Source organism: Granulicoccus phenolivorans DSM 17626 = NBRC 107789 = JCM 15570 (assembly GCF_000423085.1).
In the GTDB taxonomy this organism is placed as follows: Bacteria; Actinomycetota; Actinomycetes; order Propionibacteriales; family Propionibacteriaceae; genus Granulicoccus; species Granulicoccus phenolivorans.
This window is the reverse complement of the sequence record NZ_AUHH01000008.1, coordinates 1-25291: the sequence shown is the minus strand read 5'-3', so window position 1 is coordinate 25291 and position 25291 is coordinate 1. Positions and strand designations below refer to the sequence as shown.

The 25291-nt window shown below is 70.0% G+C and carries 25 protein-coding genes; 16 read left to right on the top strand and 9 right to left on the bottom strand.

Features of this window, described 5'->3' with window-relative positions; genetic code table 11:
- The first annotated feature begins 5 nt into the window (after positions 1-5).
- Both G531_RS0103420 and G531_RS0103415 read left to right on the top strand, forming a co-directional pair.
- Positions 6-326 carry a carboxymuconolactone decarboxylase family protein gene (locus tag G531_RS0103420; RefSeq protein ID WP_026926177.1) on the top strand — a complete coding sequence of 107 codons (321 nt, stop codon included), beginning with the start codon at positions 6-8 and terminating at the stop codon, positions 324-326.
- Positions 327-402: 76 nt separating this feature from the next.
- Positions 403-3108, top strand: a complete 2706-nt coding sequence (locus G531_RS0103415; protein WP_026926176.1) for a PEP/pyruvate-binding domain-containing protein — start codon at positions 403-405, stop codon at positions 3106-3108.
- A gap of 13 nt (positions 3109-3121) precedes the next feature.
- On the opposite strand, the gene G531_RS0103410 is transcribed toward G531_RS0103415, so the two are convergent.
- Complete coding sequence (locus G531_RS0103410) at positions 3122-3508, bottom strand: nuclear transport factor 2 family protein (RefSeq protein ID WP_026926175.1); 387 nt, start codon at positions 3506-3508, stop codon at positions 3122-3124.
- Positions 3505-4011 (bottom strand): hypothetical protein, encoded by a 507-nt coding sequence (locus tag G531_RS0103405; protein ID WP_026926174.1) that lies wholly within the window; start codon positions 4009-4011, stop codon positions 3505-3507. The genes G531_RS0103410 and G531_RS0103405 overlap by 4 nt, the downstream gene beginning before the upstream one ends.
- A 122-nt stretch (positions 4012-4133) precedes the next feature.
- Between G531_RS0103405 and G531_RS24325 the strand changes: the two genes are divergently transcribed.
- The gene (locus tag G531_RS24325) at positions 4134-4727 is read left to right on the top strand and encodes a TetR/AcrR family transcriptional regulator (protein ID WP_026926173.1); all 594 of its coding nucleotides are present in this window, start codon (positions 4134-4136) and stop codon (positions 4725-4727) included.
- Positions 4728-4767: 40 nt separating this feature from the next.
- On the opposite strand, the gene G531_RS20150 is transcribed toward G531_RS24325, so the two are convergent.
- The 3 genes from G531_RS20150 to G531_RS26075 are packed head-to-tail and all read right to left on the bottom strand — an operon-like array spanning position 4768 to position 7321.
- On the bottom strand, positions 4768-5550 hold the full coding sequence (locus tag G531_RS20150; RefSeq protein WP_051214992.1) for an enoyl-CoA hydratase/isomerase family protein: 783 nt from the start codon (positions 5548-5550) through the stop codon (positions 4768-4770).
- Positions 5547-6875 carry a phytoene desaturase family protein gene (locus tag G531_RS0103390; protein ID WP_026926172.1) on the bottom strand — a complete coding sequence of 443 codons (1329 nt, stop codon included), beginning with the start codon at positions 6873-6875 and terminating at the stop codon, positions 5547-5549. Before G531_RS0103390 ends, G531_RS20150 begins: the two co-directional genes overlap by 4 nt.
- On the bottom strand, positions 6872-7321 hold the full coding sequence (locus tag G531_RS26075) for a nuclear transport factor 2 family protein (RefSeq protein ID WP_026926171.1): 450 nt from the start codon (positions 7319-7321) through the stop codon (positions 6872-6874). Before G531_RS26075 ends, G531_RS0103390 begins: the two co-directional genes overlap by 4 nt.
- Positions 7322-7402: 81 nt before the next feature.
- Here G531_RS26075 and G531_RS0103380 point away from each other — a divergent pair, with 81 nt between their 5' ends.
- Entirely contained in the window at positions 7403-8449 is a 1047-nt protein-coding gene (locus tag G531_RS0103380) for an MBL fold metallo-hydrolase (RefSeq protein ID WP_211221759.1), read from the top strand.
- 15 nt (positions 8450-8464) lie between these two features.
- Here the strand turns inward: G531_RS0103380 and G531_RS0103375 are convergent, their stop codons facing one another.
- Positions 8465-9241 (bottom strand): SDR family NAD(P)-dependent oxidoreductase, encoded by a 777-nt coding sequence (locus G531_RS0103375; RefSeq protein WP_026926169.1) that lies wholly within the window; start codon positions 9239-9241, stop codon positions 8465-8467.
- 73 nt (positions 9242-9314) lie between these two features.
- A complete protein-coding gene (locus G531_RS20145; RefSeq protein WP_051214991.1) occupies positions 9315-10493 on the bottom strand; it encodes a CaiB/BaiF CoA transferase family protein in 1179 nt (392 codons plus the stop codon).
- A 124-nt stretch (positions 10494-10617) separates the two neighbouring features.
- On the opposite strand from G531_RS20145, the gene G531_RS0103365 reads away from it, so the two are divergent.
- From G531_RS0103365 to G531_RS0103315, 11 genes are all read left to right on the top strand, one after another.
- Entirely contained in the window at positions 10618-11403 is a 786-nt protein-coding gene (locus G531_RS0103365) for an SDR family NAD(P)-dependent oxidoreductase (protein ID WP_217996383.1), read from the top strand.
- Between the two features lie 29 nt (positions 11404-11432).
- Complete coding sequence (locus G531_RS20140) at positions 11433-12086, top strand: TetR/AcrR family transcriptional regulator (RefSeq protein WP_162143135.1); 654 nt, start codon at positions 11433-11435, stop codon at positions 12084-12086.
- Between the two features lie 90 nt (positions 12087-12176).
- Positions 12177-13739, top strand: a complete 1563-nt coding sequence (locus G531_RS20135; RefSeq protein ID WP_051214989.1) for a class I adenylate-forming enzyme family protein — start codon at positions 12177-12179, stop codon at positions 13737-13739.
- 118 nt (positions 13740-13857) lie between these two features.
- On the top strand, positions 13858-14829 hold the full coding sequence (locus G531_RS0103350; RefSeq protein ID WP_026926167.1) for a MaoC family dehydratase: 972 nt from the start codon (positions 13858-13860) through the stop codon (positions 14827-14829).
- Positions 14826-16034, top strand: a complete 1209-nt coding sequence (locus G531_RS0103345; protein ID WP_026926166.1) for a CoA transferase — start codon at positions 14826-14828, stop codon at positions 16032-16034. Before G531_RS0103350 ends, G531_RS0103345 begins: the two co-directional genes overlap by 4 nt.
- Positions 16031-17185 (top strand): acyl-CoA dehydrogenase family protein, encoded by a 1155-nt coding sequence (locus G531_RS0103340; protein ID WP_026926165.1) that lies wholly within the window; start codon positions 16031-16033, stop codon positions 17183-17185. Before G531_RS0103345 ends, G531_RS0103340 begins: the two co-directional genes overlap by 4 nt.
- Before the next feature lie 5 nt (positions 17186-17190).
- Positions 17191-18396 carry an acetyl-CoA C-acetyltransferase gene (locus tag G531_RS0103335; RefSeq protein WP_217996382.1) on the top strand — a complete coding sequence of 402 codons (1206 nt, stop codon included), beginning with the start codon at positions 17191-17193 and terminating at the stop codon, positions 18394-18396.
- Positions 18397-18404: 8 nt separating this feature from the next.
- Positions 18405-19154: a 3-oxoacyl-ACP reductase FabG gene (gene fabG / locus G531_RS0103330; RefSeq protein ID WP_026926163.1), complete on the top strand. Its 750-nt coding sequence runs from the start codon at positions 18405-18407 to the stop codon at positions 19152-19154.
- Positions 19151-19939, top strand: coding sequence for an enoyl-CoA hydratase/isomerase family protein (locus G531_RS0103325; RefSeq protein ID WP_026926162.1), 789 nt, complete (start codon positions 19151-19153; stop codon positions 19937-19939). The genes fabG and G531_RS0103325 overlap by 4 nt, the downstream gene beginning before the upstream one ends.
- Entirely contained in the window at positions 19936-20733 is a 798-nt protein-coding gene (locus G531_RS0103320; protein WP_026926161.1) for an enoyl-CoA hydratase/isomerase family protein, read from the top strand. Before G531_RS0103325 ends, G531_RS0103320 begins: the two co-directional genes overlap by 4 nt.
- Positions 20733-21509 carry an enoyl-CoA hydratase/isomerase family protein gene (locus G531_RS0103315; protein ID WP_026926160.1) on the top strand — a complete coding sequence of 259 codons (777 nt, stop codon included), beginning with the start codon at positions 20733-20735 and terminating at the stop codon, positions 21507-21509. Before G531_RS0103320 ends, G531_RS0103315 begins: the two co-directional genes overlap by 1 nt.
- Positions 21510-21534: 25 nt before the next feature.
- Here G531_RS0103315 and G531_RS0103310 read toward each other — a convergent pair whose 3' ends face one another.
- A complete protein-coding gene (locus G531_RS0103310) occupies positions 21535-22020 on the bottom strand; it encodes a helix-turn-helix transcriptional regulator (protein WP_145978718.1) in 486 nt (161 codons plus the stop codon).
- Between the two features lie 1367 nt (positions 22021-23387).
- Entirely contained in the window at positions 23388-24143 is a 756-nt protein-coding gene (locus G531_RS25590) for a hypothetical protein (RefSeq protein ID WP_145978717.1), read from the bottom strand.
- A gap of 856 nt (positions 24144-24999) precedes the next feature.
- Between G531_RS25590 and G531_RS0103300 the strand changes: the two genes are divergently transcribed.
- The coding region (locus G531_RS0103300; protein ID WP_035757194.1) for a transposase at positions 25000-25291 on the top strand (292 nt) is incomplete at its 3' end.

Below are 25291 nucleotides of genomic sequence, written 5' to 3'. Positions count from 1 at the left end.
AGCAGATGGACAAGGTAACCGCCGGTCGGGACGTGCTGGGCGAGTTCGCTCCCACCTTCGCCCGGCTGAACGACGACGTGCTGTTCGGTGAGGTCTGGAGCCGCGAGGAGGAGTTGCCGCTGCGCGACCGCAGCATCGTGACGGTGACCGCCCTGATCGCCTCCGGCGTGCTCGACAGCTCCCTGAAGGGGCACATCGAGCGGGCCAGGGCCAACGGGGTCACCCGGCAGGAGATGGCTGAGGTGCTCACCCATGCCGCCTTCTACGCCGGCTGGCCGAAGGCCTGGGCCGCGTTCCGACTGGCCCAGGAGGTGTACGCCGACTGACGGCCCGGGCGCCGCAGGACCGGGAACTTCGCCGCCCACCCGCTCCGCCGGGCGAATGCGTGCCTAGGCTGGGTGGGTGCCAAGCACATGCGATCTCACAGTCCTGCGGCGCGACGATCTGGCGCTGGCCGGTGGAAAGGGTGCGAATCTGGGCGAGTTGCTGGCGGCCGACCTGCCGGTGCCCGACGGTTTCGTGCTCACCACCGACGCCTATCGCGCCTTCGTGGCCGACAACGACCTGCAGCCCCGCATCGAGGGCCTGCTCGCCGGGGGTGACCTCGCGGCGGGCTCGGCGGCGATTGCCGAGCTGTTTGCCGCGGGGGCGCTCCCGCCCCCGATAGCGGCCGCGCTGCGGGAGGCGTACGCCCGGCTGGGCACCGACGTCGCCGTCGCGGTCCGGTCCTCGGCGACCGCGGAGGACCTGGCCGAGGCCTTTTTCGCCGGGCAGCAGGAAACCATTCTCAATGTCCGCGGCGGGGCCGCCCTCGAGGCAGCCGTACGCCGCTGCTGGGCCTCGCTGTGGAGTGCCCGGGCGATCGACTATCGCGCGGCCCGCGGGGTCGATTCGGGACAGCTGGCGCTGGCGGTGGTGGTGCAACGGCTGGTGGCCGCGACCGCGTCCGGGGTCATGTTCACCGCGAATCCGACCACCGGGCGGACCGACGAGATCATCGTCTCCGCCGCCTGGGGACTGGGTGAGGCGGTCGTCTCCGGAGCCGTGACCACCGATGACGTGGTGGTTCGCGGGGGCCGGGTCACCTCCCGGACCACGGCGGCCAAGCAGACCCGGACCGTGCTGACCGAACAGGGCGTACGCAACCTCCCCACCACCGATGAGCAGCGCACCGCCGCGGTGCTGACCGATGCCGATGCGCTCGAACTGGCCGCTCTGGGCTCCCGGGCCGCGGCGCACTTCGGCGTACCGCAGGATCTCGAATGGGCCCGCGACGCCGACGGACGGTTCTGGCTGGTCCAGTCGCGGCCGATCACGGCGCTGCCCGAGCCGGTCGGGCCGGTCCCGACGCAGTGGCCCGTCCCCGCCGGCGCGGATGTGTACATCCGGGGCAGTCTGATCGAACAACTGCCCGACCCGCTCTCCCCGCTGTTCGCGGACCTGTCCACCGAACTCGTGGTCCCGGGCCTGCTGCGGACCCTGGAGCGCTTCCTCGGCCGCAAGCTCCCCTGGTTCGGGCCGGCGGATCTGTCCTTCGTGACGATCAATGGGTATGCCTACTACGGCTACCGCAACTCGCTGATGCTCAAGGTCGGGCTGTACCTCCCGGCCGCGCTGCGCCTGGTGTTCAGCACGCTCGGCCGGGATCGGTGGCGGGCTGACTTCCGGCCCCGGTACGCCGAGGTCGTGCGGCGCCGGCAGGCACAGGAACCGCACTCGTTGACCGCCACCGAATTGCTCGACGGGATCGTCGAGGTGGTGGGGGAGGCGTTCGCGTACTACACCTCGGTGCAGGCGATCATCCCCGAAGCGGTCACCAGCGAATCGCTGTTCACCACGTTCTACGACCGGCTCGTGCGGCGACCGGCGGACCCGCGGTCGGAGGATTTCCTGCTCGGGTTCGACTCCGCGCCGCTGCGGGCCGACCAGTCGGTCTTCGAGCTCGCGCAGTGGGTACGCCGCCGGCCCGCCCTCGCCCGGGCCCTCGAGGCGGGGGAGGGGATGTCGGACCGGGTACCCGCGGACGTGCCGGCGGAGTTGTGGCAGGAGTTCCGGGGCCGCTTCCACGACCACCTGGCCCGGTTCGGTCACGCCACCTACAATCTCGACCTCGTCAACCCCGTGGCCGCCGACGATCCGGCCCCGGTGCTCGATGCGCTGCGCTACTACCTGCGGCCCGAGGCGGTGTCGCCGGCGGAGCGTCGCCAGGGGCTCGCCGACCGGCGGGTGGCCGCGCGCGAGGCCGTCCTCGGTCGGCTCCGGGGGCCGCGGCGGGAGTTGTTCGTCCGGCTGCTCGACTTCGCGAACGCCCTGGGCCCCGTCCGGGAGGACGCGCTGGCCGATGTCGGGCTGGGCTGGCCGGTCGCCCGGGCGTACGCCCAGGAGCTGGGGCGGCGGCTCACCGACGCCGGGACTCTGTCCGGGCCCGATGACGTGTACTGGCTGCACCGCGAGGAACTCGCCGAAGCCGCCCGACGGCTGGACCGGGCCGACCCGCCGGAGCCCATGACGGACCTCGTGGCCGGCCGGCAGGCCGACTGGCGCGGCCGGCGTCGCGCCACACCCCCGGCGATCCTGCCGCTGAACTCGATCTGGCACGCGTTCGACTCGGTGATGCCGAACGTGATGACCGACCAGAGCGGACCGGTGCTCACCGGGACCGGCGCCAGCGGTGGCCGGGTCACCGGGATCGCGCGCGTGGTGCGCGGCCAGGAGGACTTCGGCGGGATGCAACCCGGGGAGATTCTGGTCGCGCAGATCACCACCCCGGCGTGGACCCCGCTGTTCGGGCTGGCGGCCGCGGTGGTGACCGATATCGGCGGGCCGTTGAGCCATTCCTCCATCGTGGCCCGCGAGTACCGGATTCCGGCGGTCCTCGGGACCACGGTCGCCACCACGCGGATCGCCACCGGGGACCGGATCACCGTCGACGGGGAGGCCGGGACGGTCACCCTGCTGGACGAGGCCGCCACGCCGACCCCGGCCGCGCCGACCCCGGCCGCGCCGCAACGGACCGGGGCCGCCGGGCGGGGCAGGTGGATCGCTGCGGCCGTCCTGGCCGCCGGCGCTGCCGGATTGGTGTGGCGCCTGGTGCGCCGCTCCCGCTGATGACCGGACGTGCTCAGGACCAGAATCGGTCGACCGCCGCCTGCTCGGCATTGAAGATCTCGACCCCGATCACCTGACCACCGGAGACCTCGAGCAGGTGCAGGGTCCGGTTCGCCAGATCCGGTCGGCCCGCGCGGCGAGCGTGCGAGACGCCCAGGACGGCGGCGTGGGTGGGGCCGGCCAGGATCTCCAGCACGGTGGTGTGTGCTCCGCCGGGGGCGATCGTCCGGGCGAGGGTGCTGAATTCCTGCAGCCCGGCGGTGCCGGTGTAGGTCCCCGAGAGCGGGTTGTCGCCGGGCACCCGTAGCCGGGCCCGGGGGTGCAGCAGCCGGGCGATCGTCGCGTCCTGTCCGGTGTCGAGCGCGGCGTACAACTCCCGGGCGAGCGCGGCCGCGGTCACCGGTGCCCACCTGCGACGGGGATGCCGGCGGTCTGTTCCGGTCGGGCTGCGTCGGCTCGGAGCAGGCGTACGGTGGTCAGGGCGACCAGGGCCGAGGCGGCGACCTCCAACACGCCGGTGACCTCGAAGAACACATCATCGGGTGGGAAGTGCTCGTCGGGATTGAGTGCCGCGTACCACTGGCTCGGGGCGCCCAGGAGGAAGATCAGGTCCTTGTACACGTGCGCGTACCCACCGTGGAAGATCCCGAGCAGGCCGACGAAGACGACTCCGGTGATCGCGGCGTACCCGATCAGCAGGGGGCGGCGCCCGGAGCGTCGGTACCGCAGCAGCGCGCCGACCCCGACCAGGACCGGCGGTGCGAGGATCAGCGGAACCAGCAACCGACCGGTCGAGCCGTCGACCAGACCACCGTAGACATGGTGGATCGTCGTCAGCGCGTACGCGGCCCCGACCGCCGCGAGCGCCCGGTTCGCCAGGCGGGTTCGTTCCAGATCGGACATCTGAGCTCCCTTTCTACGATCGCCCAGTTAGGCGACGGATGTAGATTTGACGGTAGGTGCGTCGCCGCCGACGGACCACCCGCGCGGCGCCGGGTGTCGGGTAACTCGACAGGGGGAGCGAAATGTCGATCAGGCACGACGAAGCCGAGGACCTGCGGGTGCGGCGTACGCGGGCCCACCTGCGCCGCGCCCTGGCCGAGCTGCTCGGGCAGCATCAGTTCCGGGAGATCACCGTGACCCAGCTGTGCGCGGCCGCGCTGGTCCACCGGACCACGTTCTACAAGCACTACGCCGACAAGGAAGCGCTGTTCGACGACCTGCTGAGCGACCGGATCAACGAGGTGCTCACCGCAACGGGCCTGCCCGCCGGTCACCTGGTGCCGGCGCCCGGGCAGCCGGTCGAGCGGCTGGCCGGGTTTCTGGACCGGATGCGGGCGGATCCGACCCTGTTCCTCCTGCTCGCCGACGCGGACCTGTCACCCGCCTCCACCCAACGCCTGACCCGCGAGCTCGTTCAACAGTTGAAGGCGCGGGCGCCCCGAGCCGGATCGCGTGCGGCGGCGGCGTCGGCGGACCTGATGGCGCACCTGCACGGGGCCGTCCTCACCGCGGCCCTGGTCTGGTGGGCCCGCACCACCGACAACGTGCCGGCCGAGCGGGTCGCCCACACCGTCTGGCAGATCCTGAAACCGGCCGACGTGCCCGTGCTCGGGTGATGCTCGGGGCGTTCCGGGACGCCCCGAGCCACCCCGGCAGTCAGGAGCCCTGGAAGCGGGGCTGCTGTTTCGCCACGAACGCCCGAATGCCGGTCACGGCGTCCGGCGAGCGAACCGTGTCGTGCATCGCCGCGGTCTCCCGGGCCGCCTGCTGCCGCAGCGCCTCGCGGGTCGGCCCCACCAGCAGATCCTTCATCCGGGCCAAGGACCCGCTCGGGCCGGCGGCGTACCGCTGCACGACCCGGGTGCCCTCGGCGAGCAGGTCCGCGCCGGGCACGACCCGGGTCACCAACCCCCAGTCGGCGGCCTCGGCGGCCTCGAGGTTGCGCTGCTCGAAGACGAACTCGACGGTACGCCGCTGGCCGATCATCCGCGGCAGGAACCAGGACCACAGGCCATCTCCGGACAGCCCGAGCGCCGCGAAGCCGGACGCGAACACCGTCCCCTCGGCGGCGAGCACGGTGTCGGCCACCCCCAACAGGCCCAGGCCGCCACCGGCCACCGCGCCGTGCACCGCCGCCACCACCGGCATCGGCAACTCCAGCCACCGCAGCAGGGCCCCGTGGTATCCCGACACCATCCAGTCCATGGTGGCGGGCAGCTCCTCGGCCGACAGCCCGGCGAACAGCTTCAGGTCACCGCCGACGGTGAACGTCGGCCCCTCCGCAGTCACCAGTACCGCCCGCGGCATTTCCCGGTGCAGGTGCTCGGCGGTGGCGATCAGAGCCTCGACGAACTGCGTACCCAGTGCGTTCCGGTTGGCGGGGCTGCTCAGCTCGACGTGGATCCAGCCGTCATGGCCGGTGGTCCGGATGACGCTCATGCGGGGTCTCCCGCTCCGGTCGCAACCGGCACGGCCGCGCGGATCTTTTCCACCACGAGCTGGGCGGTCTCCGCACAGGCGGTGGTGCCGCCGTTGGCGTACTCCTTGACCGCGTCACCCACGTTCCACAGGTTGTCCAGCGGGGTGTCGTGCGGCAGATCGAACCCGGCGACCGCGCGCTGGGGTGGCCACCCGTCCCGGGTGATGGTGGTCGACAGGATGCGGGCCTGCTCGAAGCCGGGGACCTGCTCGCGCAGGTCGGCCATCAGCAGTTCGGTCTCGGCCGCCTCGTCGAAGTCGCCGATGGCCGGCTTCGGGACCGCCGTGCCGACGTACAGATGCCACCCCTCGGGCGCCATCTCCGGGCACAGATCGGTGAAGTTGGCGATGTAGCACAACCGCTGGGTGGTGGCGAAGGACAGCATGCCCGAGGCCTTGATCAACGGGGTCCGGCTGGCGAAGGTGACCGCGATCATGGCGCAGGGCCGGTCCTTGCGCGCGACCTCGGCGACGTAGTCCGCGGGCAGCGTGTCGGCGCCGAGCAGGCCGACGGTGGCCGACGGGCCGGCATCGCTGACCGCGACCCGGACGTTGACCCGGGTGTCGGTGCCGTCGCGGCGTACGGTCGCGGAGGTGACCCGGTTCTCGGTGACCTGAAGTCCGGTGACCTCGGTGTTCAACCAGACATCGCTGCCGTTGCCGGTGATGTAGTCGGCCAGGGCCTGCCACACCCCGATCGTGCCGTCGGGGCAGAAGCCGAACCGCTTGAAGGCACTCTTGCGAGTGAAGTAGGTGAGGAAGACCCGGGCCGGCAGGTCTTCGGAGCCCACGGCGAAGATGGAGCCGCACATGTTGTGGAAGATGCCGTGCACCGCTTCGTTCTTGGTGAACTTGCGCACCCAGTCGGCGGTGGAGATCTCGTCCTCGGGCAGGCCGGAGTCGTTGCGCGCCGCGCCCAGCCCGGAGACCAGCTTGGCGCCCTGGCGGGTGAGCTGCCCGATCAGCATGCCCCAGCCGCCGCCGGTCACGTCGACGTCCTTGTTCTTGATCCGGTAGAGGATCGGCGGCTTCGGTTCGCGGACCGGGAACGGAATGCCCAACTCGGTGAAGGTCTGCTCGGTGATGCCCCCGATCTCGATCACGATGGCGCCGTTGTTCACCTTGAAGCCGTCGATGTCGTGGGTGGAGGCGCGGCCGCCGACGCGATCGAGTCGCTCGGTGACCAGGGTGCGGTAGCCGGCCTGCACCAGGCGGGCGGCGGTGAACAGGCCACCGGCGCCGGCGCCGATGACCAGTGCGTCGTACTCGAGGGGGGTGTCGCTCATGAATCGTCTCCAATTGCCGGGTGATCAGTAGTTGCCGGGTGATCAGTGTGGGGGAGGGCGTCGCGCCATCGTCCGCTGTCGGTCAGTTGCTGCAGGCGAACGACTTGTCCGTCTGCGAAGGTGAAGATGTGGAAGAACGTGGCGTCGAGTTCGGTTCCGCCGTGCAAGGCATGCCCGGTGTACCGGCCCTCGACGAGCAGGCGTCCGTCGGCGAGTTCGGTGAAGGTCTCGGGGTCGGCCTGCGCCCGGAAGTGGCGGGCGATCCGGCCGTAGAACTGCTTCAGCATCGTGCTGCGACCCTCGTAGCGTCCGCCCAGGTCCAGCGGCAGCCCGGGGGTGGTGATGCCGACCAGGTCGGGGGACAGGATTGTGGTCAGCTGTTCCCGGTCGCCGGTGGCCAGTGCGGGGTACAGGCGTCGGATCAGATCGATGTGCTGGCTTGTCACGCAGCCTCCTTGCCTCGGACAAGTATTTAATCTAGGTTCAATTAAGTAAGGCGTCAAGATGCACAGAGGACGGGGACGGCCATGAAGATGACCCACACGGTTGCCGAACAGCCGGCGGACTGGACCGAACGAGGGGTGTTTCCGGTGGCCCCGGGCCTGTACCGGATGCCGCTGCCGCTGCCCCTGGTCGGCCTGCCCGCGGTGAATGTGTACGTCCTGGAAGGTCCCGACGGGCTGATCCTGATCGATGCGGGCTGGGCCTCGCAGGAGGCGTACGACCGACTGGGGCAGGGGCTGGCGGAACTGGGGCACCGGCTCGGCGACATCGACACGTTCGTGATCACCCATGCCCATTGGGACCACTACAGCCTCGCGTCCCGGGTGCGGCAGGACCACCCGCAGGTCGGGCTGGTGGTCGGTCGCGGCGAGCGGGAGACGATCGAGGGATACACCTCCGAGATCGGGATCCACGGCGGCCAGAGTGCGCAACTGCGCCGGCACGGCGCGGCCGAGATCGCCGACCGCGTGGACGCCAAGGATCGCGAGGCCTATGAGCGGGACGTGCCCTTCGATGCGCCGAGCCGCTATCTGGCCGAGGGGGACCGCCTCCCGCTGGCCGACGGCAGCCTGCAGATCGAGGAGACCCCGGGGCACACCAAGGGCCATCTGACCGTACGCTGGCCCGCCGCCGGAATGCTGTTCACCGGGGATCACGTGCTGCCGAATGCCACCCCGGCGCTGGCGATGGAACTCGTCCCCGACGAACATCCGCTGCGCACCTACCTGGATTCGCTGCGCCGTACGCGGGCCGACCCGGATGCGCTGATGCTGCCGGCGCACGGGCCGATCGGCGGCAGCGTGCACGCGCGTACCGAAGAACTCCTGGCGCATCACGCCGAGCGGCTGACCGAGATCGAACACCTGGTCGCCGGCGGCTCCCGGACTGCGTTGGAGATGGCGCGTGCCCTGCCCTGGACCAAGCGTGAGCGCAAGCTGGACGACCTGGACGTCGTGCACCAGATGTCGGCGGTGATGGAGGTCGTCGCGCACCTGCTGGTACTCCAGGACGAGGGCCGGGTCCGCTCCCAGACCGACGGGGACTTCCCGCGGTGGGTGCCGGCGCGCTAACCCCGGCCGGCTCGGTCAGGCGGCGGAGATGCCGCCGTTGACACTGATCGCCTGCCCGGTCAGCCGGGCGGCGTCCGGCCCGGCGAGGTAGGCGATCAGTGCGGCCACATCGTCGGGAACCGTGACCCCCAGGGCAGCCTGCTTGGTGGCCGCGGCGAACAGTTTCGCGCTGAAGCCCTCCTGGATGAGCCGCTCACTGGTCGGGGTGCCGGCCACCAGCGAGGGTGTCACCGCGTTGACCCGCACCCCCTGCCGTTTGGCCTCCATCGCGACGGTGCGGGCGAACATCACGATGCCCGCCATCGCCGCGCCGATCACCGTCTCGCCGGGGGTGGCCGTCTTCGCCGCGTCGGAGGCGACCAGGACGATCGAGCCGCCGCCGCGGGCGTACATGCCCGGCAGGATGAGCCGGGTGAGGGTCACCGGCGGGATCAGCAGCCCCCGGAGATCGCCCTCGAGTCCCTCGACGGGCTGGTCGACCAACAACTCGGGGGTGGCGGCGTCGGTCACCGAGCTCACCATGATGTCGACCCCGCCGAGAAACTCCTCGGCCGCCGCGACCCCGGCCCGGGTGGCGGCCAGGTCGGTGGCGTCGAAGGCGAAGCCCTCCGCCGGGATCCCGTAGGTGGTGCTGAGGGTTTCGGCCGCCGACCGGACCCGGGCTGCGGTGCGGCCGGCCAGGGCGATCCGGGGTACGCCCGACTCGGCCAGCCGGTACGCGGTGGCCAGCCCGATCCCGGTGGAACCGCCGATGATGAAGGCGGTCGACTCGGCGTAACTCTTGACGTTCATCGTGGTCTCCTCGGTGGTCAGCGTTCGGTGGTCAGGGTTCGGTGGGCAGGGTTCGGTGGTCAGGGGTCGGTGGTCAGCGGCCGGCGCGGGTCTGCGGGGTGAACACGACCCCCTCGCGGACCAACTGCTCCGGAGCATGGCCCAGTTCGGCGAGGATTTCCAGGGTGTGTGCCCCGGGCGCCGGCGGCGGCGTGGGTACGCTCGGGCGTACTCCCGCGAAACGGGGAGCGGGAGCGGCCTGGAGCGGGGATTCCTGCAGGGTGCCCCGGGCCCGCAGGTGCGGGGAGGCGGCCGCCTCGGTCAGCGACAGCACCGGGGTGACGCAGGCGTCCGTACCGTCGAACCGGGCCGACCACTCCGCCATCGTCGCGGTGGCGAAGCGGGCCGCGATGGCCACCCGAGCCGCCGGCCAGGTGTCCGCGTTCATCTGGTCGGCCGGATCGAGGTCCACCTCGAGCAGCCGAACGAACTCGGCGTAGAACTGCGGTTCCAGGCAGCCGACCGCCATGTGCCGCCCATCGCTGGTGCGATAGGTGGTGTAGTACGGCCGGCCGCCGTCGAGCAGGTTCTCTCCCCGCCGCTCCACCCAGCTGTCGGCGGCCAGGAAGGCGTGGATCGCGGTGAGCAGATGGGCAGTGCCGTCGACGATCGCGGCGTCCACGACCTGCCGTTCGACGCCGGTACGCGCGGCGTTCAGGGCGGCCAGCAGCCCGACGACCAGATAGAGCGATCCGCCGCCGAAGTCGCCGACCAGGTTGAGCGGCGGGATCGGGTCCGCCGGGGTGCCGATGGCGTGCAGCGCGCCGGTCAGGGCGATGTAGTTGATGTCGTGCCCGGCACTCTGACTCAATGGGCCGTCCTGCCCCCAGCCGGTCATCCGGCCGTACACCAGCCGGGGGTTGCGCGCATGGCACTGCTCGGGACCCAGGCCCAGCCGCTCGGCCACCCCTGGACGATTGCCCTCGATCAGGATGTCGGCGCGCTCGACCAGCTCCAGCACCAGATCGACCGCGCCCGGCTGCTTGAGATCGACCGCGAAGGAGCGTTTGCCCCGGTTGGTGAGATCGTCGGTCTCCCGGCCGCGGAAGAAGATGTTGGCGGCCGGGCGCTCGACGCGGATCACGTCGGCGCCGAGCTCGGCCAGCAGCATGGCGGCGAACGGGGCCGGGCCGAGTCCGGCCAGCTCGATCACGGTCGTTCCGGACAGTGGTTTTCCGGGCAGTGGTGTTCCGGGCAGTGGCAGTGTGGTCATGGCACCTCATCGGGTCGGCGGTCTGCGCGGCAGGTTTCGCTCGCACGCTATTTAATCTAGACTAGATTAAAATTGACGTGCCAGTGGGCCGGTGGAACTGACGGGATGTGACATGGATCTGGGTTTGAGCGGTGCGCGTGTGATGGTCACCGGGGGTGCGGCCAACATCGGTCGGGGCATCGTCCGCGGCTTCGTCGCCGAGGGTGCTCGGGTGATGATCGCCGATCGCGATCGGGACCAGTTGGACCGCACCGCCGAGGACCTGTACGCCTCCGGCGTACCGACGGACCGGATCCTGCTGTCCGACGCCGACCTGGTCGAACCCGGCGCGGCGGTCGCGGTCGTGGCGGCGATGGAGGATGCCTGGGGTGGGGTCGACGCCCTGGTGAACAACGCCGGGTGGAGCGTGCCCAACTTTCTGCTCAAGGACACCGATCGCTCCCGGTGGCAGCGACTGGTGGACGTGAACCTCTTCGCCACCATCGAGTGCACCCAGGCGGTGCTGCCGCTCATGCAGCGGCAGGGGCGGGGCTCGATCGTGATGATTGCCAGCGATGCCGCGTTCGGTCAGTTGCGCCAAGGGGTGTACGGCGCGACCAAGGCCGCGCAGGTCGCGCTGGCGCGGACGGTGGCCAAGGAGTTCGGTCGCGACGGCGTCCGCTGCAACGTGGTGTGCCCGGGGCTGGTGGTGCCCGAATCGGCCGAGGAGATCGGCGCGGAGAGTCTGTGGTCGGGGGCGGAGATCTTCGATGAGGCGCAGGTCGCCTCCATCGAAAAGAGCCTGCCGCTGCGCCGATTGACCAGCGCCACCGACATCGCCGACACCGTGGTGTTCCTGTCCTCGGAGCTGCGCAGCCGGCAAACGACCGGGCAGATCCTGTCGGTCAGCGGCGGATTCGTGATGCCGTGATCGGGGAGGCGGCGGATAGCATGTCGACCATGGCCAAGAAGACCCCCAGCGCCAAGGGCGCTGCCTCACGCGAGCGGCTCCTGGAGGCGGCCGCGCAGGTGTTGAGCGAGAAGGGGTACGCCGGGACCCGGCTGTCCGACGTCGCCAAGATCGCCGGGGTGCAGGTGCCCGCGCTCTACTACTACTTCGAATCCCGGGAGCAGTTGATCGCCGAGGTGCTGCGCCAGGGGCAGCGCGCGCTGATCGAGAACGTGACCAATGCCGTGGACGAGCTGCCGCTCGACTCGACCGCGGTCGAGCGCCTGGACACGGCGGTGCGGGTGCACATGGTCACCCAGCTGCGCCTGTCGGCATTTGCCACCGCGGTGGCGCGCAACGCCAATCACGCGCCGCCGGAGGTCCAGAAGGATCTCGAGCCCAAGGGCCGGGAGTACCTGGACTTCTGGGACAAGCTGGTGCGCGAGGCGGGTGAGGAGCCCCGGTCGGAGTTCGATGTGCGGGTGACCCGGATGCTGCTGATCGGCGCGCTGAACTCCGCGGTCGACTGGTATCGGCCCGCACGCGGAACGCTGGAGGCGCTGATCCACTCGGCCCAGACGGCCGTCCGGCGGATGGTCGGGTGCGCCGAGGACGCGGCGCCGCCCGCCGCGGTGGGCGTCGAATCGGCGGCCCTGGGCGCCTGAGTCAAACCTGAACATGGGGTTGCGCAGCCGCGACCCAGCCACTTAATCTAGTTTCAATTAAATTATTCGACCGGCAGGCAAGGGAGCCTCATGGATTTCGGATCGATCATCAGGAACTCGGCGCAGCGCTTCGGCGACAACATCGCCATCTGGGACGACGGTCGGTCGCAGACCTACACCACGCTGTACGAGCGGGCCAGTCGGTTGGCCAACGGGCTGATCGACCTCGGGGTCGAGATCGGCGACCGGGTCGCGCTGTTGGGCTACAACTCCCTGCTGACCGGTGAGCAGACCGCGGCGCTGGCCCTGGGCCGGTTCGCCCGCGCCGGCCTGTATGCCCATGAAACCGCCGACGTGAATGGCTACCTGCTCGACCTGGTCGACGCCAAGGTGCTGATCGTCGAGGCGGGCCTGTACCCGGTGATCGCCGAGCGACTCAAGACCGTCGCGAGCCTGCAGCACGTCCTGGTCTACGCCGGGGACGCGCCTGAGGGGACCCTGGCGTACGAGGAGGTCCTGGCGGCAGCGTCGGCGGCGGACCCGATGCGGATCGGGCAGCCCGACGACATTCACGTGATCCGGTTCTCCGCGGGCACCACCGGGCGCCCCAAGGGCATCGTCCACACCAACCAGCGGTGGCGGGCCAACGACGACGAGTATCGCTGGGTCACCCCGCAGCTCGACGAGAATGACGGGTACCTTGCGGCCGGCCAGCTGACCCATGCCGCGGCCCTGTGGGTCTGGCCCATTTTCACCGTCGGCGCCAAGATCATCATCATGCGCCAGTTCGAGGCCGGCCGGGCGCTCCAGCTGATCGAGGAGCAGCGGGCCACCGTCACCCTCGGCGTACCCACGATGATCACCGCCCTGCTGAACCATCCCGACATCGACCAGCGCGATCTGTCCAGCCTGCGCTGCTTCAACTACGCCGGGGCCCCGATCGCCGAGCACACCCTGTCGCGCGCGGTGCAGCGGTTCGGTCCCGTGCTCTACCAGCTGTACGCCCAGAGCGAAGCCATCACCATCAGCATGCTGCTCCCGCACGAGCACGTCCCCGACGGCACTGCCGAGCAGCGGCAATTGTTGCGCTCCGGCGGGCGGCCGACCCCGCACGTCACGGTGACCGTCGTCGACGACGCGGGCAACCCGCTGCCCGCCGGTGAGGTGGGCGAGATCGCCGCCCGCGCCCCCGGCCAGATGAACTACCTGTGGAAGGACGAGGCGGCCACGGCTGCCCGGCTGCTGCCCGACGGCAGTCTGCTCACCCGGGACATGGGCTATGTCGACGAGCGGGGCTACATCTTCGTGACCGATCGCAAGGAGGACATGATCGTCTCCGGCGGCTACAACATCTGGCCGGCCGAACTGGAGAACGCGCTGGCCTCCCACCCGGCGGTCCGGGAAGTGTGCGTGGTCGGCGTCCATCACCCGAAGTGGGGCGAGACCCCCACCGCCGTGGTCGTGCTGCACCCCGGCGCCGAGGTCACCGAGGCCGAGTTGATCGCACACACCCGGGACCTGGTCGGCTCGATCAAGAAGGTCACCTCGGTGGTCTTCGTCGATCAACTGCCCAAGTCGGGCGTCGGCAAGCTCCTGCGCCGCCGCGTACGCCAGGACCTCGCACCCGACCAGAAAGGGGTCGGTCGGGCGTGAGGCGTGGGGGCGCGCGGCAGGTGCTGCGCCGTCGGGGGTTGCAGTGGTGCAGTTGGACCGACAGATGAACGGGTACCGGTGCCGGCGACGGCCCCGGGCGAGGACGAGGAGACAGTGCGTGAGCGAGTATGACGTCGGCGGGCCCCATTTCGAGGACCTGGCGCACGGGCAGGTGTTCGACGGGGCACCGGCAGTAACGCTGACCGAGGGACTGGCCGCCACCCACCAGGCGATTCTCGGGGACCGGATGGCCCTGCCCCTGGACCACCACCGCGCGACCGCGGTGGCCGGTGGGGCGCTGGCCCATCCGGGGCTCGTGTGCGACGTGAGCATCGGCCAGTCGACGCTGGCCACCCACCACGTCCGCGCGAACCTGTTCTACCGGGGGCTGCGGTTCCACCGGTTCCCGTTGCTCGGCGACACCCTGTCCACCCGCACCGAGGTGGAGGCACTGAAGCAGAACACCGTACGCCCCGGCCGGCCCGCGACCGGACTGGCCGTACTGCGGATCACCACCACCGACCAGGCGGGCCGCCCGGTGCTGGACTACCGGCGCTGCCCCATGATCCCGTATCGGGAGCAACCGGGGGCGGTCACCGGACCCGCCGACGACGTCCACGCGGTGACCGAACAGACCCCGCCCGGCGACCCGACCGCCGACTGGAACTTCGCGGCGCTGGGGTCGCCCGGCCCGGCGCTGGTGGCCGGCGACGTCTATCGCAGCAGCGGCGATGTCGTCTCCTCGGCCCCCGAACTGGCACGGTTGACGCTCAACATCGCCGCCGCGCACCACGACGTACGCACCAGCCCCGAGGGTCGGCTGGTCTACGGCGGCCACACCATCGGGATTGCCCTGGCCCAGGCCACCCGCGCGGTTCCGGGCCTGCTCGCGGTGCTGGGCTGGGAATCCTGTGACCACACCGGGCCGGTCCGCGAAGGCGACCTGCTCACCAGCCGGCTGCACGTCGAGGCCGTTGCCGACCACCCGGCCAGCGGCGGCCAGCTGGTCACCTTCCGCAGCCTGGTCAACGCCGGCACCGACGCTGCCCGGCCGGTCCTGGACTGGGTGTTCCAGGCGGTGGTCCGATGACGACCGCGGGACTCCTGGCCGGCCTGTCGGTGGTCGAACTGGTCACCTTCGTGGCCGGGCCGCTGTGCGGGACCACCCTGGCCGGCCTCGGCGCCGACGTGCTGCGGATCGATCCGCTCGGCGGCTCCGCGGACCGGGACCGCTGGCCGGTCACCGACACGGGCCGCAGCATCTACTGGTCCAGCCTGAACCGTGGCAAGCAGTCGGCGACCCTCGATCTGCGCTCGGCCCGGGGGCAGGACGTGCTCACCGAACTGGTCCGGCGAACCGGGGTGTTCGTCACCAACTCGGCCCGCCCCTGGCACAGCTACGAAGCCCTGTCGGCGGTGCGTCCGGACCTGATCATGGTCCGCATCACCGGCCGCCACGACGGCGCGGCGGCGGTCGACTACACCGTCAACGCCAAGCTCGGCATTCCGTACCTCACCGGACCGCCCGGCAGTGACCCGGTCAGTCACTCGCTGCCCGCGTGGGACATCTCCTGTGGTCTGTACGCCGCCCTGGCCGTCGTCTCGGCCGTACGCCGCCGCGACGCCACCGGCGCGGGCGCGAACATCGTGATCCCACTGGAGAACGTGGGGGCCGGCCTGCTGGGCCAGCTGGGCTATCTGGCCGAGGTCCAGCTCACCGGGCGGGGCCGCGAGCGCGTCGGCAACGACGTCTACGGCACCTTCGGGCACGATTTCCCCACCGCGGACGGCCGGGTGATGGTGGTTGCGCTGAGCAATCGGCACTGGCGGGACCTGCTGGCGGTGACCGGCACCACCGACGCGGTCGACGCCCTCGCCGCCGACCTGGGCGTCGACTTCACCACCGAGGCGAACCGGTTCCGGCACCGCGCCCGGCTGATCGCCCTGATGGCCCCGTGGTTCGCCGCCCGTCCCACCGCTGCGGTGCTGACCGAGCTCGCGGACACCTCGGTGCTGGCTGAGCGATTCCAGACCACCGAGCAGTACGTGACCGGCGGACAGCTCGGCGAGAACCCGCTGTTCCGCGCCCTGGACCAGGTCGGCCTGGGCACCTACCTCGCCGCCGGCGTCCCCCTGGACATCGACGGCAGCTACCCGCAGGCCGGACCGGCCCCGGTCCTGGGCGAGGACACCCCCGACGTGCTGGCCCGGGCGGGACTCACCCCCGATGAAGTCACCCACCTGGTCGACGAGTGGGGACTCGTGACCGACAGCGACAAGGAGTCACAACCATGATCGACCTGCTGGAAGAGGAGCAGGAGCTCGTCGCCCTGGTCCGGCGCTTCATCGACCGCGAGGTCAAGCCCGAGGTGCAGGCCAAGGAGCACGCCAACGAGTACCCGGAGGCGTGGATCGAGCAGATGAAGCAGCTCGGCATCTACGGACTGGCGGTTCCGGAGGCGTACGGCGGCACCCCGGTCTCGATGCGCTGCTACGCCCGGATCACCGAGGAACTGGCCCGCGGCTGGATGTCGCTGGCCGGCGCCATGGGCGGGCACACCGTCGTGGTCAAGCTGCTCACGCTGTTCGGCACCGAGGAGCAGAAGGCGCAGTGGCTGCCGAAGCTGGCCACCGGTGAGGTGCGCGCCACGATGGCGCTCACCGAGCCCGGCGGCGGTTCCGACCTGCAGGCGATGCTGACCACCGCCACCCGGGACGGGGACGACCTGGTGGTCCGCGGGTCGAAGACCTGGATCACCAACGCGCGGCGGGCCGGGCTGATCGCCCTGCTGTGCAAGACCGATCCGGACGCCCAGCCGCGGCACAAGGGGATGTCCATCGTGCTGGCGACCCCGGGGGAGGGCCTCGAGGTGTCCCGGGACCTGCCCAAGCTGGGCTACAAGGGCGTCGAGTCGTGCGAGCTGATCTTCGACAACTACCGGATCCCGGCCTCGGCGATCCTGGGCACAACCCCCGGGCACGGGTTCGCGCAGATGATGAAGGGCCTGGAGACCGGCCGGATCCAGGTCGCCTGTCGGGCGCTCGGGGTCGCGGCGGCCGCGCTGGAGGACTCGCTGAAGTACGCGCAGGAGCGGGAGAGTTTCGGCAAGCCGATCTGGAAGCACCAGTCGGTGGGCAACTACCTCGCCGACATGGCCACCAAGCTGACCGCGGCCCGGCAGCTGACCTACTACGCCGCCGACCGCTACGACGCGGGGGAACGCTGCGACATGGAGGCGGGGATGGCCAAACTGTTCGCCTCCGAGATCGCCATGGAGGCGGCCCTGGACGCGGTCCGGATCCACGGCGGGATGGGCTACTCCACCGAATTCGACGTGGAGCGCTACTTCCGCGACGCGCCGTTGATGATCGTGGGTGAGGGCACCAACGAGATCCAGCGCAACGTCATCGTCGGCCAACTGGTCGCCCGCAGCGGGTTGGACTGATCGCCATGACCGAATTGCGCAGAGCAGCCCTGGTCGCCCCGGTGCGTACCCCTGTCGGCAAGTTCGGCGGCGCGCTGCGGACCCTGACCGCCGCCGACCTGGCCACCGTGGTGATCAAGGAGACCGTCGCCCGATCCGGGGTCGATCCCGAGGTGATCGAGGACGTGATCTTCGGCCAGTCGTACGCCAACTCCGAGGCACCCTGCATCGGGCGCTGGGCCGGACTGGCCGCCGGACTGCCGATCTCGGTGCCCGGGATGCAGCTGGACCGGCGCTGCGGCACCGGACTGCAGGCGATCGCCACCGCGTCGATGATGATCCAGACCGGCGCGGCCGATGTGGTCGTCGCCGGCGGCGTCGAATCGATGAGCAACATCGAGCACTACACCACCGGGGCCCGCTGGGGCACCCGCTCCGGCGCGGTGACGATGTACGACCGGCTGGATCGCGGCCGGGAACGGTCCCAGCCGGTGGAGCGCTTCGGGGTGATCAGCGGCATGATCGAAACCGCCGAGAACGTCGCGAAGAAGCACCGGATCACCCGGGAAGCGTGCGACGAGTTGGCCGCCCGCAGTCACCAGCGCGCCGCCGCGGCCTGGGCCGAGGGACGCTTCGCCGACGAGGTGGTCGCGATCGAGGCCCCGGACGCCCGGGGCCGGTCGACCGTACTGGTGGAGACCGACGAGGGGATCCGGCCCGACAGCACCGTGGCGAGTCTGGCGAAACTGCGTCCGGTCCAGGACGGGGTGGTCACCGCCGGGAATGCCAGCCAGCAGAACGACGCGGCGTCGGCGATGCTGGTGGTCGCCGAGGACCGGCTGGCCGAGCTGGGGCTGGAGCCGCTCGGCTTCCTCGAGGGCTGGGCCGCCGCGGGCACCGACCCGGCACTGATGGGCCTGGGGCCGGTCCCGGCGATCGCCCGGCTGGGGAAGCGGACCGGGCGCACGATGGCCGACTACGACCTGGTGGAGCTCAACGAGGCCTTCGCCGCCCAGGTGCTCGGCGTCCTGGCCGAACTGGACTGGGCCGACTGGGACCGGCTCAACGTGAACGGTTCCGGGATCTCGCTGGGACATCCGGTCGGCGCGACCGGGGCCCGGATGGTCACCACGCTGCTGTACGAACTGCAGCGCCGCCATGCCCACCGGGGCCTGGTCACGATGTGCATCGGCGGCGGCCAGGGGCTGGCCGCCAGTTTCACCACGAGCTGAGGAGCGACATGGAACTACTGGAGAAGGGGCACGTGGCCGTGGTCACCGGAGCGGCCCAGGGGATCGGCTACGAGATCGCCCGGGTGCTGGCGGAGCAGGGCGCGCACGTCGTACTGGTGGACATCAACGGGGACGCGGCGATCGCGGCCGCCGCCCGGCTGGCCGACGACGGCGGCGGGGAGATCGTCGGGATGGCCTGCGATGTCACCAAAGAATCCGATGTGGCGGCGGTGGCGGCCCTGGTCAGCGAGCGCTGGGGGCGGCTGGACACCTGGGTCAACAATGCCGGCATCACCCGGGACGCGTCGCTGCGCAACCTCACCCTGGCCGACTTCGAACTGGTGACCACCGTCCACCTGAGTGGCACCTGGCTGGGCGTACGCGCCGCCGCCGACCTGATGCGGGAGCAGGGGTCGGGGTCGATCATCAACCTGTCCTCGCTGTCGGGCAAGTCGGGCAACAAGGGCCAGACCAACTACTCCGCGGCCAAGGCGGGCATTGTCGGGTTGACCAAGGCGGCCGCCAAGGAACTCGCCCACAAGGGCGTGCGGGTCAACGCCATTCAACCGGGCCTGATCCGGACGCCGATGACCGACGCGATGAAACCGGAGGTGTTCGCCGCCCGCGAGGCCGACATCCCGATGCAGCGCGCGGGGGAGCCGGCGGAAGTGGCCAATGTGGCGCTCTTCCTGGCGTCCGGGCTGTCCAGCTACATGACCGGTGCGGTCCTCGAGGTCGGCGGGGGGCGGTACATGTGAGCACCGTGACCAGTCATGGCGACGGTTCGGTCGAGTCGACCCTGGCCGACGGGATTCTCACCGTCTGGCTGAACCGACCGGACGCCATGAACGCCTTCACCATCGGGCAGGGGGAGGCGCTGATCGCTGCCCTGACCGGGGCCGCCGACCCGGGCGTTCGGGTGGTGGTGCTGCGGGGCCGCGGCGGCAACTTCTCCGTCGGTGGCGACTTCAAGCAGCTCCAGGAACTGCAGCGCCGGGGGCGGACCGCGATGGAGCCGATGTTCGACAACTTCCGGCGAGCCTGTGACCTGATCGGCGAGCTGCCCAAGCCGGTGGTGTGCGCCGTCGAGGGGTACGCCATGGCCGGCGGCTTCGAACTGCTCCAGGTGGCCGACATCGTGGTGGTGCACGAGGGCGTCAAACTCGCCGACACCCACAGCAACCACGCGATGGTGCCCGGCGGGGGTTCGACCCAACGGCTGCCGCGGGTTGTGGGTCCGCAGCGGGCGTACGCCCACATCCTGACCGGGGACCGGCTGACGGCCGCCGAGGCAGTCGCCTGGGGCCTGGCGTACCGGGCCTTTCCCGCCGAGACCTTCGAGGACGATGTCGCCGCCCTGGCTGCCGCGCTCGCCCAGAAGGATCCGGTCGCCCTGGCAACGACCAAACGACTGCTGCGCAGCGCCACCGAACGGCCGCTGGCCGACGGCCTGGCCGCCGAGCGCGAGGCGGTCCTGCAGCACCTGTCCGGCGGAGCCACCGACGGCATGGACGAGTTCGTCAACCGAAAGAGGAACCCATGAGCACCCCGGCCCCGAACGTCCTGCTCGACATCTCCGCGGGAGTGGCGCGGCTGGTGATGAATCGGCCCGACACCTCCAACGGCCTGGACGTGCCGTTCCTGCGCGACCTGCACGAGGCGATCATGGCCTGCCACCGGCATCCGGATGTCCGCGCGGTGATTCTGCGCGGCGAGGGAAAGAACTTCTCCGGTGGCGGCAACGTGAAGGACTTCCTGGCCCAGGGGGAGAACCTGCCGCATTACCTGCGCGAGGCGACCTCGTGGCTGCAACTGGTGGTGACCGGGCTGCACCGGCTCGCCGCGCCGGTGATCGTGGCCGTGCACGGGTTCGCTGCCGGGGGTGGCGGCCTGGGGCTGGTCTGCTCCGGTGACATCGTGGTGGGCACCGAGGGCTCCCGCTACGTGTCCGGGGTGTCGCGGGTCGGGATGGCTCCCGACGCCGGCGTCTCGGTCACCCTGGCCCAACTGGTCGGACTGCGGCTGGCCCAGGAGATGCTGCTCACCAACCGGGTGCTCACCGCCGCCGAGGCGCTCGACCACGGCCTGCTCACCCGCGTGGTGGCCGAGGACGACCTGGTGCCGACCGTCGATGCGCTGGCCGCCGAGATCGCCGCTGCGCCGCCGCTGGCCATCGCCGGGATCAAGCGGCTGCTGTGGGAGGGCCTCGGCTCGAGTGTGGCGGCCCGGCTGTCGGAGGAGGCCCGGACCGTGGCCGAACTGTCCGGCACGGCCGACTCCCTGGAGGGTCTGCAGGCCGTGGTCGCCAAGCGGGCGCCGTCGTTCAAGGGGGCATGATGGCCGACGAGGTCGTCCTGTACGAGGACCGCAACGGCATCCGCGTCGTCACGCTGAACCGGCCCCGGGTGCGCAACGCCATCGACCTGCCGTTGCGGCTCGCCCTGGCTGAGGTGCTGGCGGCGGCGATGGCCGAGGATGCGGTCCGCGGGATCGTGCTGACCGGCGCGGGCGGCACATTCTGTTCGGGTGGGGACATCTCCACGATGACCCGGATGTCGGAGTCCGAGTCGCGACCGCGGACGGAGGCGGCCCAGCGGATTCCCCGGATCATCTGGACCGGGACCAAGCCGGTCATCGCCGCGGTCGAAGGGGCAGCCTTCGGCGCGGGGCTGTCGCTGGCACTGGCCGGTGACCGGGTCGTCGCCGCCGCGGACGCCCGCTTCGGCACCGCCTTCGCCGCGGTGGGGCTGGCGGGCGATATGGGCATCTTCGCCACGCTGGCGCACCGGGTCGGCGTCGCCCGGGCGCGGCAACTGATGCTGCTGCCCGAGGTGCTGCCGGCGCCCGACGCCCACCAACTCGGCCTGGTCGATCGCCTGGTCGAACCGGGGACCACGCTGGAGGCCGCCTGCGCGGACGCCGAACGCATCGCGCAGCTGCCGCCGTTGGCGGTGGCGGCGATGAAGCGGCTGTGGTCGCACGCCGGGGCCACGCCGCTGGAGATGCTGGACCTCGAACTCGAGGAACAGGTCGCGTTGTTCGGCACCGAGGACTTCGGCGAGGGCGCCGAGGCGTACCGGAACAAGCGTCCGCCGGTCTTCCGGGGACGTTAGCGGGATCGGTGCCCGCCCGCGACGCTCAGGGACTCTCGCGGTTCTGGTCGCGGGCTTCGCTCGGGGTTACGCCGTACTCCTCGACGAAGCGACGGGTGAAGTGGCTGGCGTCGGCAAAGCCCCACCGGTGTGCGATCACCGAGATCAACTCGGTGCCGTCCAACAATTCCCGGCGGGCGCGCGCCAGCCGAAGCCGGCGCACGTGTCGGGCGTAGCCCTCGCCGTCGCGTTGGTAGAGCCGGGCCAGCGTCCGCTCCGAAATCGCGTGCGCCGCCGCAGCCTCCCCGGCGGTCACCGAAGCGTGCAGATTCGCCTCGACCCACCGGTCGATCGTGGCACGCAGATCGGTGCTGCGCAGCGGCGCGTGCTCCCCGCGGACGACCGCCGCAACCAATTCCACCACCGCATTGCGGGCGGATACCGCCTGCGGGGCCGGGAGCGTCGCGGCCTGCTCGGCCAGCAGGGTGGTGAGCACACTGAGCGCGTGCACCAGGGGCCTCGGGCGACCCATTGGTTGGCCTTCGCCGGATCGACGCTGAGCGAATCCAGAGCCCGTCGCGGCAGCAGGATGTTCTGCTTGGCCAACGAACCGGGCACCGCGAAATCCGCTGATTGGCCGGTATCCCAGAGCACAGCGTCCCCGGCTCTCAGGCTCACCTGCTCGCCTCGTGGGCCGGTAACCGTCTCCAGGCCGCGCTGCACGATGACCAGGGCCAGCGGCTCAACGTCGCAGGCACGCAGGGCGGGACGACGTTTGACCGAACACCGAGTGGTGGCGAGGTCGACCAGTCGCACATCGTCCAAGCCGATCCGAGACAGATAGTTGGCGCCCGGGCTGCTCGACCCCGCTCCGGCCGGACCCGGACCGAAGCGTCGTGGAAGCCTCGTGACGACACGGATCGCACCACCTCCGAACGCTGTTCCTGGCGAACCCGGGCCACCGGGTGGCGAGATTGTCTAGCCGTTTGTTTAACGACGACTAAACAAACATAGTAGGCGTGACTGTGGGTGTGTGCCGCGATCTGGGACGCCCTGCTCACGCAGCACGGCCATGACCGACTCGGCGGCATGCCCCTTCGCCCTCATGTGGTCGACGAAACCCACGATCAGTGGTTGCGGGGTCGGGCTCCCCCGCGAAGAAGATCGAGGCCGCCTTCAAGATTTCGTTGGCCTCACGCATCCGCTTGTTCTTGGCCTTGAGCCGCTTGATCTCGGCGGACTCGTCGGTGGTGCCCCCCGGGACGGGATCCCTCGTCGACCTGGGACTGGATCACCCAGCAACGCACGGACTCGCCCCTGACACCCACCTGTTTGGCAACCGCGGCCGAGGCCGCGGTCAACGACTACGCCCCGAGGTAGTCGGACACCAAGCGCACAGCCCGCGCCTTCAGCTCCGGATCAATCTTCGTGGACACAAGCCCATCCTTCCTGGTTGTGACTCAGAAAGGAACGGCATCAAACCTGGGGCGCTCAGGGCGCTTCAGGGAGCTACTCACCGGACAACGCCTGTCCCTACGTCGCCGCCAGCCGCCAAAAGGGGCCGCATGCTCGCCTTCGGCGCCACCATCAACACCGAACCACCTACCCACGACGACTAGGCCCCGGCCATGCTCATTGAAGGCGTCAACCAGCGACCCTTACGCGAACCGACCCCAACGACACACCGGCCACCGACCCAGGCGGGGCCGTCGACAGGAGCGGCCAAGATGCCAAGCGCGACTGATGCCCTGCGGCACGAGCCGCAGCACTACGTGACCGTGCGGAGAAGGGATCCGAGCCGAGGCCATCTCTGAAGTCCACCCCTGCCCAGCTGGCACCAGAGCTGCCACGGCAAGACCGCGAGCCAAGACTCGACCGATAATCGTCTTGGTCGCGTGCTCAGCTGACCCGGCTTAAGGTGCTGGGGCCCAGATCCAGAACGGTATCTGTGAGCCTGTATTCGAGCCGCCGTCGCTTTGGCTCCCACTCGTCCGTGGGGGAGGCCTTTGCGAAGACTTCCTTAACGGTCAGCAGCCCGGCCATCTCCAGCTCATGAGTGGCTCGGGTCCAAGTGTCAGGTGAAAGGCCATACTGAGCCTTTCGTGTTCCGGGTAGCGTTGCCGCCTTGTTCGCGTTGCCACCGGTCGCCTCTTTGAGTACGAGGTAGATGCCGACGGCTCGAGCAGGGAGCGTCAGGATCCAGCCCTGGTTCCAGAGAGCCAGCGGGGCCGCCACGTAACGGCCGGCGCCGGTGTTGGCAGATCCGTGGTGCAGGAGACGGATGTGTGCAGTCTTGCCGGGGCGCCGTGTGCGAACGATGTATTCGTGATCATGCAGCCAGGTCAGAGCATCCGTCACTCGTCGGGCGCCGGCAGTGTCGGGGTTCGGCAAGGCAAGGGCCTGGGCGAAGTAGCTCGCTGGAGGTGGCTCGGAGATTTCGAACGGGTCCCGTGTCGCCATCAATGCCAGCAAGAGATGCATGTTGAGGCGGACACCGCCTGATATGACGAGACGGGCGAGCGGTGGGGTTGCGGAGTCGAGTTGGGATCGGACGAAGCTGACTGGAAACCGGACGCTCGACGAGCGTTTGGAACGTTCGACAAACCGGCGCAGCTTGTTGAGTGCCTCAGCGGGTAAAGCCTGCGACATGGTCATCTCCTACCTGAGTAAGGAACTCGTTCACGGTTTGAGCGGATCCCGGAGAGGTCCCATGGGATTCATAGGGGTCCACGAGGTACCTAGTAGTACTTGTAAAGAGAGTCTGCTCATATCTCGAGTGTCATTCTGCCACAGGTGTGGGGGCGACTCCGCTGATTACGTTTTGTAGGCTCCGCTGAAATCCTCGCTGTCAATCCGCTGTTACCGGGGTTGTGATTGGGTCGCGCAAGGGGCGTGCGTGCCCGATAGTGGATGGTGCTGGGCCCCAGCGCCGAGAGACGGTGTGGGGCGACCAGCATCGAGGAGGTGGTGCCGATGAAGTGGCGAGGGTTTCGACTGACAATCGCTTGGACTAAGGGGTCAGTCACAATCACGCTGGAACCTAGGTAGGCACCGGGGTGGGTGGAGCCGCGGCAACGGATTCACCCACCCCATTTGACCGCAGCGAGGCGGGTGATGCAACTGCGGACTGAAGACGCTGTCGACGACGCCTGACTCCGTGCGAGATTCAGACTCCGAGGCCCAGTTCCGTAATTTGCGGGCGGTCTTGGACGACATGTGTTCGAGTTCGTGCTCTTTCGGATGGAAAGTCGACCAAGCCGAGTCAGGTGTCCTTCCTGGGAATGGGTTCCTAGAACTCCGCGTGCGTCGGCTCGCCTCGTGAGGTCAAGTCCTGTGGGGTGGCTTTGGCTGTGTCCTGGTGGGTGGTCAGGCGGTGAGGTAGAGCTCGGATCGTGTGGTTCGGGGTTTTCGTGGAGGGTCTGGATGAGTTTGCACATGGAGATGTCGGAGAGGTAGCTGAAGCGCCCTGAGATTGTTGGAGGCTCCTGACCTTGGAAACGAGGATGGAGTTATGCCGAAGGAACTGGCGTCGGGGAAGCCGACGACGCGTCGCTACTCGAGCGAGGAGAAGGCCGCCGCGGTGCGGATGGTGAGGGCGCTGCGCGCCGAGCTGGGCTTCACGCAAGGGACCGTGCAGCGGGTCGCGACGCAGCTCGGATACGGGGTCGAGTCCGTGCGGATGTGGGTCAAGCAGGCCGACATCGACGACGGCGTCACGCCCGGTATCAGCACTGCGGAGGCGCAGCGGGTGCGAGAGCTTGAGCAGGAGAACCGGGAGCTTCGACGGGCCAACGAGGTGCTCA

Excerpts from the sequence above, each read along its gene's own strand:
- G531_RS20135 (WP_051214989.1), top strand. The coding sequence starts at position 12,177 with ATGGATTTCGGATCGATCATCAGGAACTCGGCGCAGCGCTTCGGCGAC.
- G531_RS0103320 (WP_026926161.1), top strand. The coding sequence starts at position 19,936 with ATGAGCACCCCGGCCCCGAACGTCCTGCTCGACATCTCCGCGGGAGTG.
- G531_RS0103390 (WP_026926172.1), bottom strand. The coding sequence starts at position 6,875 with ATGAGCGACACCCCCCTCGAGTACGACGCACTGGTCATCGGCGCCGGC.
- G531_RS0103340 (WP_026926165.1), top strand. The coding sequence starts at position 16,031 with ATGATCGACCTGCTGGAAGAGGAGCAGGAGCTCGTCGCCCTGGTCCGG.
- G531_RS0103380 (WP_211221759.1), top strand. The coding sequence starts at position 7,403 with ATGAAGATGACCCACACGGTTGCCGAACAGCCGGCGGACTGGACCGAA.
- fabG (WP_026926163.1), top strand. The coding sequence starts at position 18,405 with ATGGAACTACTGGAGAAGGGGCACGTGGCCGTGGTCACCGGAGCGGCC.
- G531_RS20140 (WP_162143135.1), top strand. The coding sequence starts at position 11,433 with ATGGCCAAGAAGACCCCCAGCGCCAAGGGCGCTGCCTCACGCGAGCGG.
- G531_RS0103310 (WP_145978718.1), bottom strand. The coding sequence starts at position 22,020 with ATGGGTCGCCCGAGGCCCCTGGTGCACGCGCTCAGTGTGCTCACCACC.
- G531_RS0103375 (WP_026926169.1), bottom strand. The coding sequence starts at position 9,241 with ATGAACGTCAAGAGTTACGCCGAGTCGACCGCCTTCATCATCGGCGGT.
- G531_RS20150 (WP_051214992.1), bottom strand. The coding sequence starts at position 5,550 with ATGAGCGTCATCCGGACCACCGGCCATGACGGCTGGATCCACGTCGAG.
- G531_RS0103335 (WP_217996382.1), top strand. The coding sequence starts at position 17,191 with ATGACCGAATTGCGCAGAGCAGCCCTGGTCGCCCCGGTGCGTACCCCT.
- G531_RS0103420 (WP_026926177.1), top strand. The coding sequence starts at position 6 with ATGGACAAGGTAACCGCCGGTCGGGACGTGCTGGGCGAGTTCGCTCCC.
- G531_RS20145 (WP_051214991.1), bottom strand. The coding sequence starts at position 10,493 with ATGACCACACTGCCACTGCCCGGAACACCACTGCCCGGAAAACCACTG.
- G531_RS25590 (WP_145978717.1), bottom strand. The coding sequence starts at position 24,143 with ATGACCATGTCGCAGGCTTTACCCGCTGAGGCACTCAACAAGCTGCGC.
- G531_RS0103405 (WP_026926174.1), bottom strand. The coding sequence starts at position 4,011 with ATGTCCGATCTGGAACGAACCCGCCTGGCGAACCGGGCGCTCGCGGCG.
- G531_RS0103315 (WP_026926160.1), top strand. The coding sequence starts at position 20,733 with ATGGCCGACGAGGTCGTCCTGTACGAGGACCGCAACGGCATCCGCGTC.
- G531_RS0103345 (WP_026926166.1), top strand. The coding sequence starts at position 14,826 with ATGACGACCGCGGGACTCCTGGCCGGCCTGTCGGTGGTCGAACTGGTC.
- G531_RS24325 (WP_026926173.1), top strand. The coding sequence starts at position 4,134 with ATGTCGATCAGGCACGACGAAGCCGAGGACCTGCGGGTGCGGCGTACG.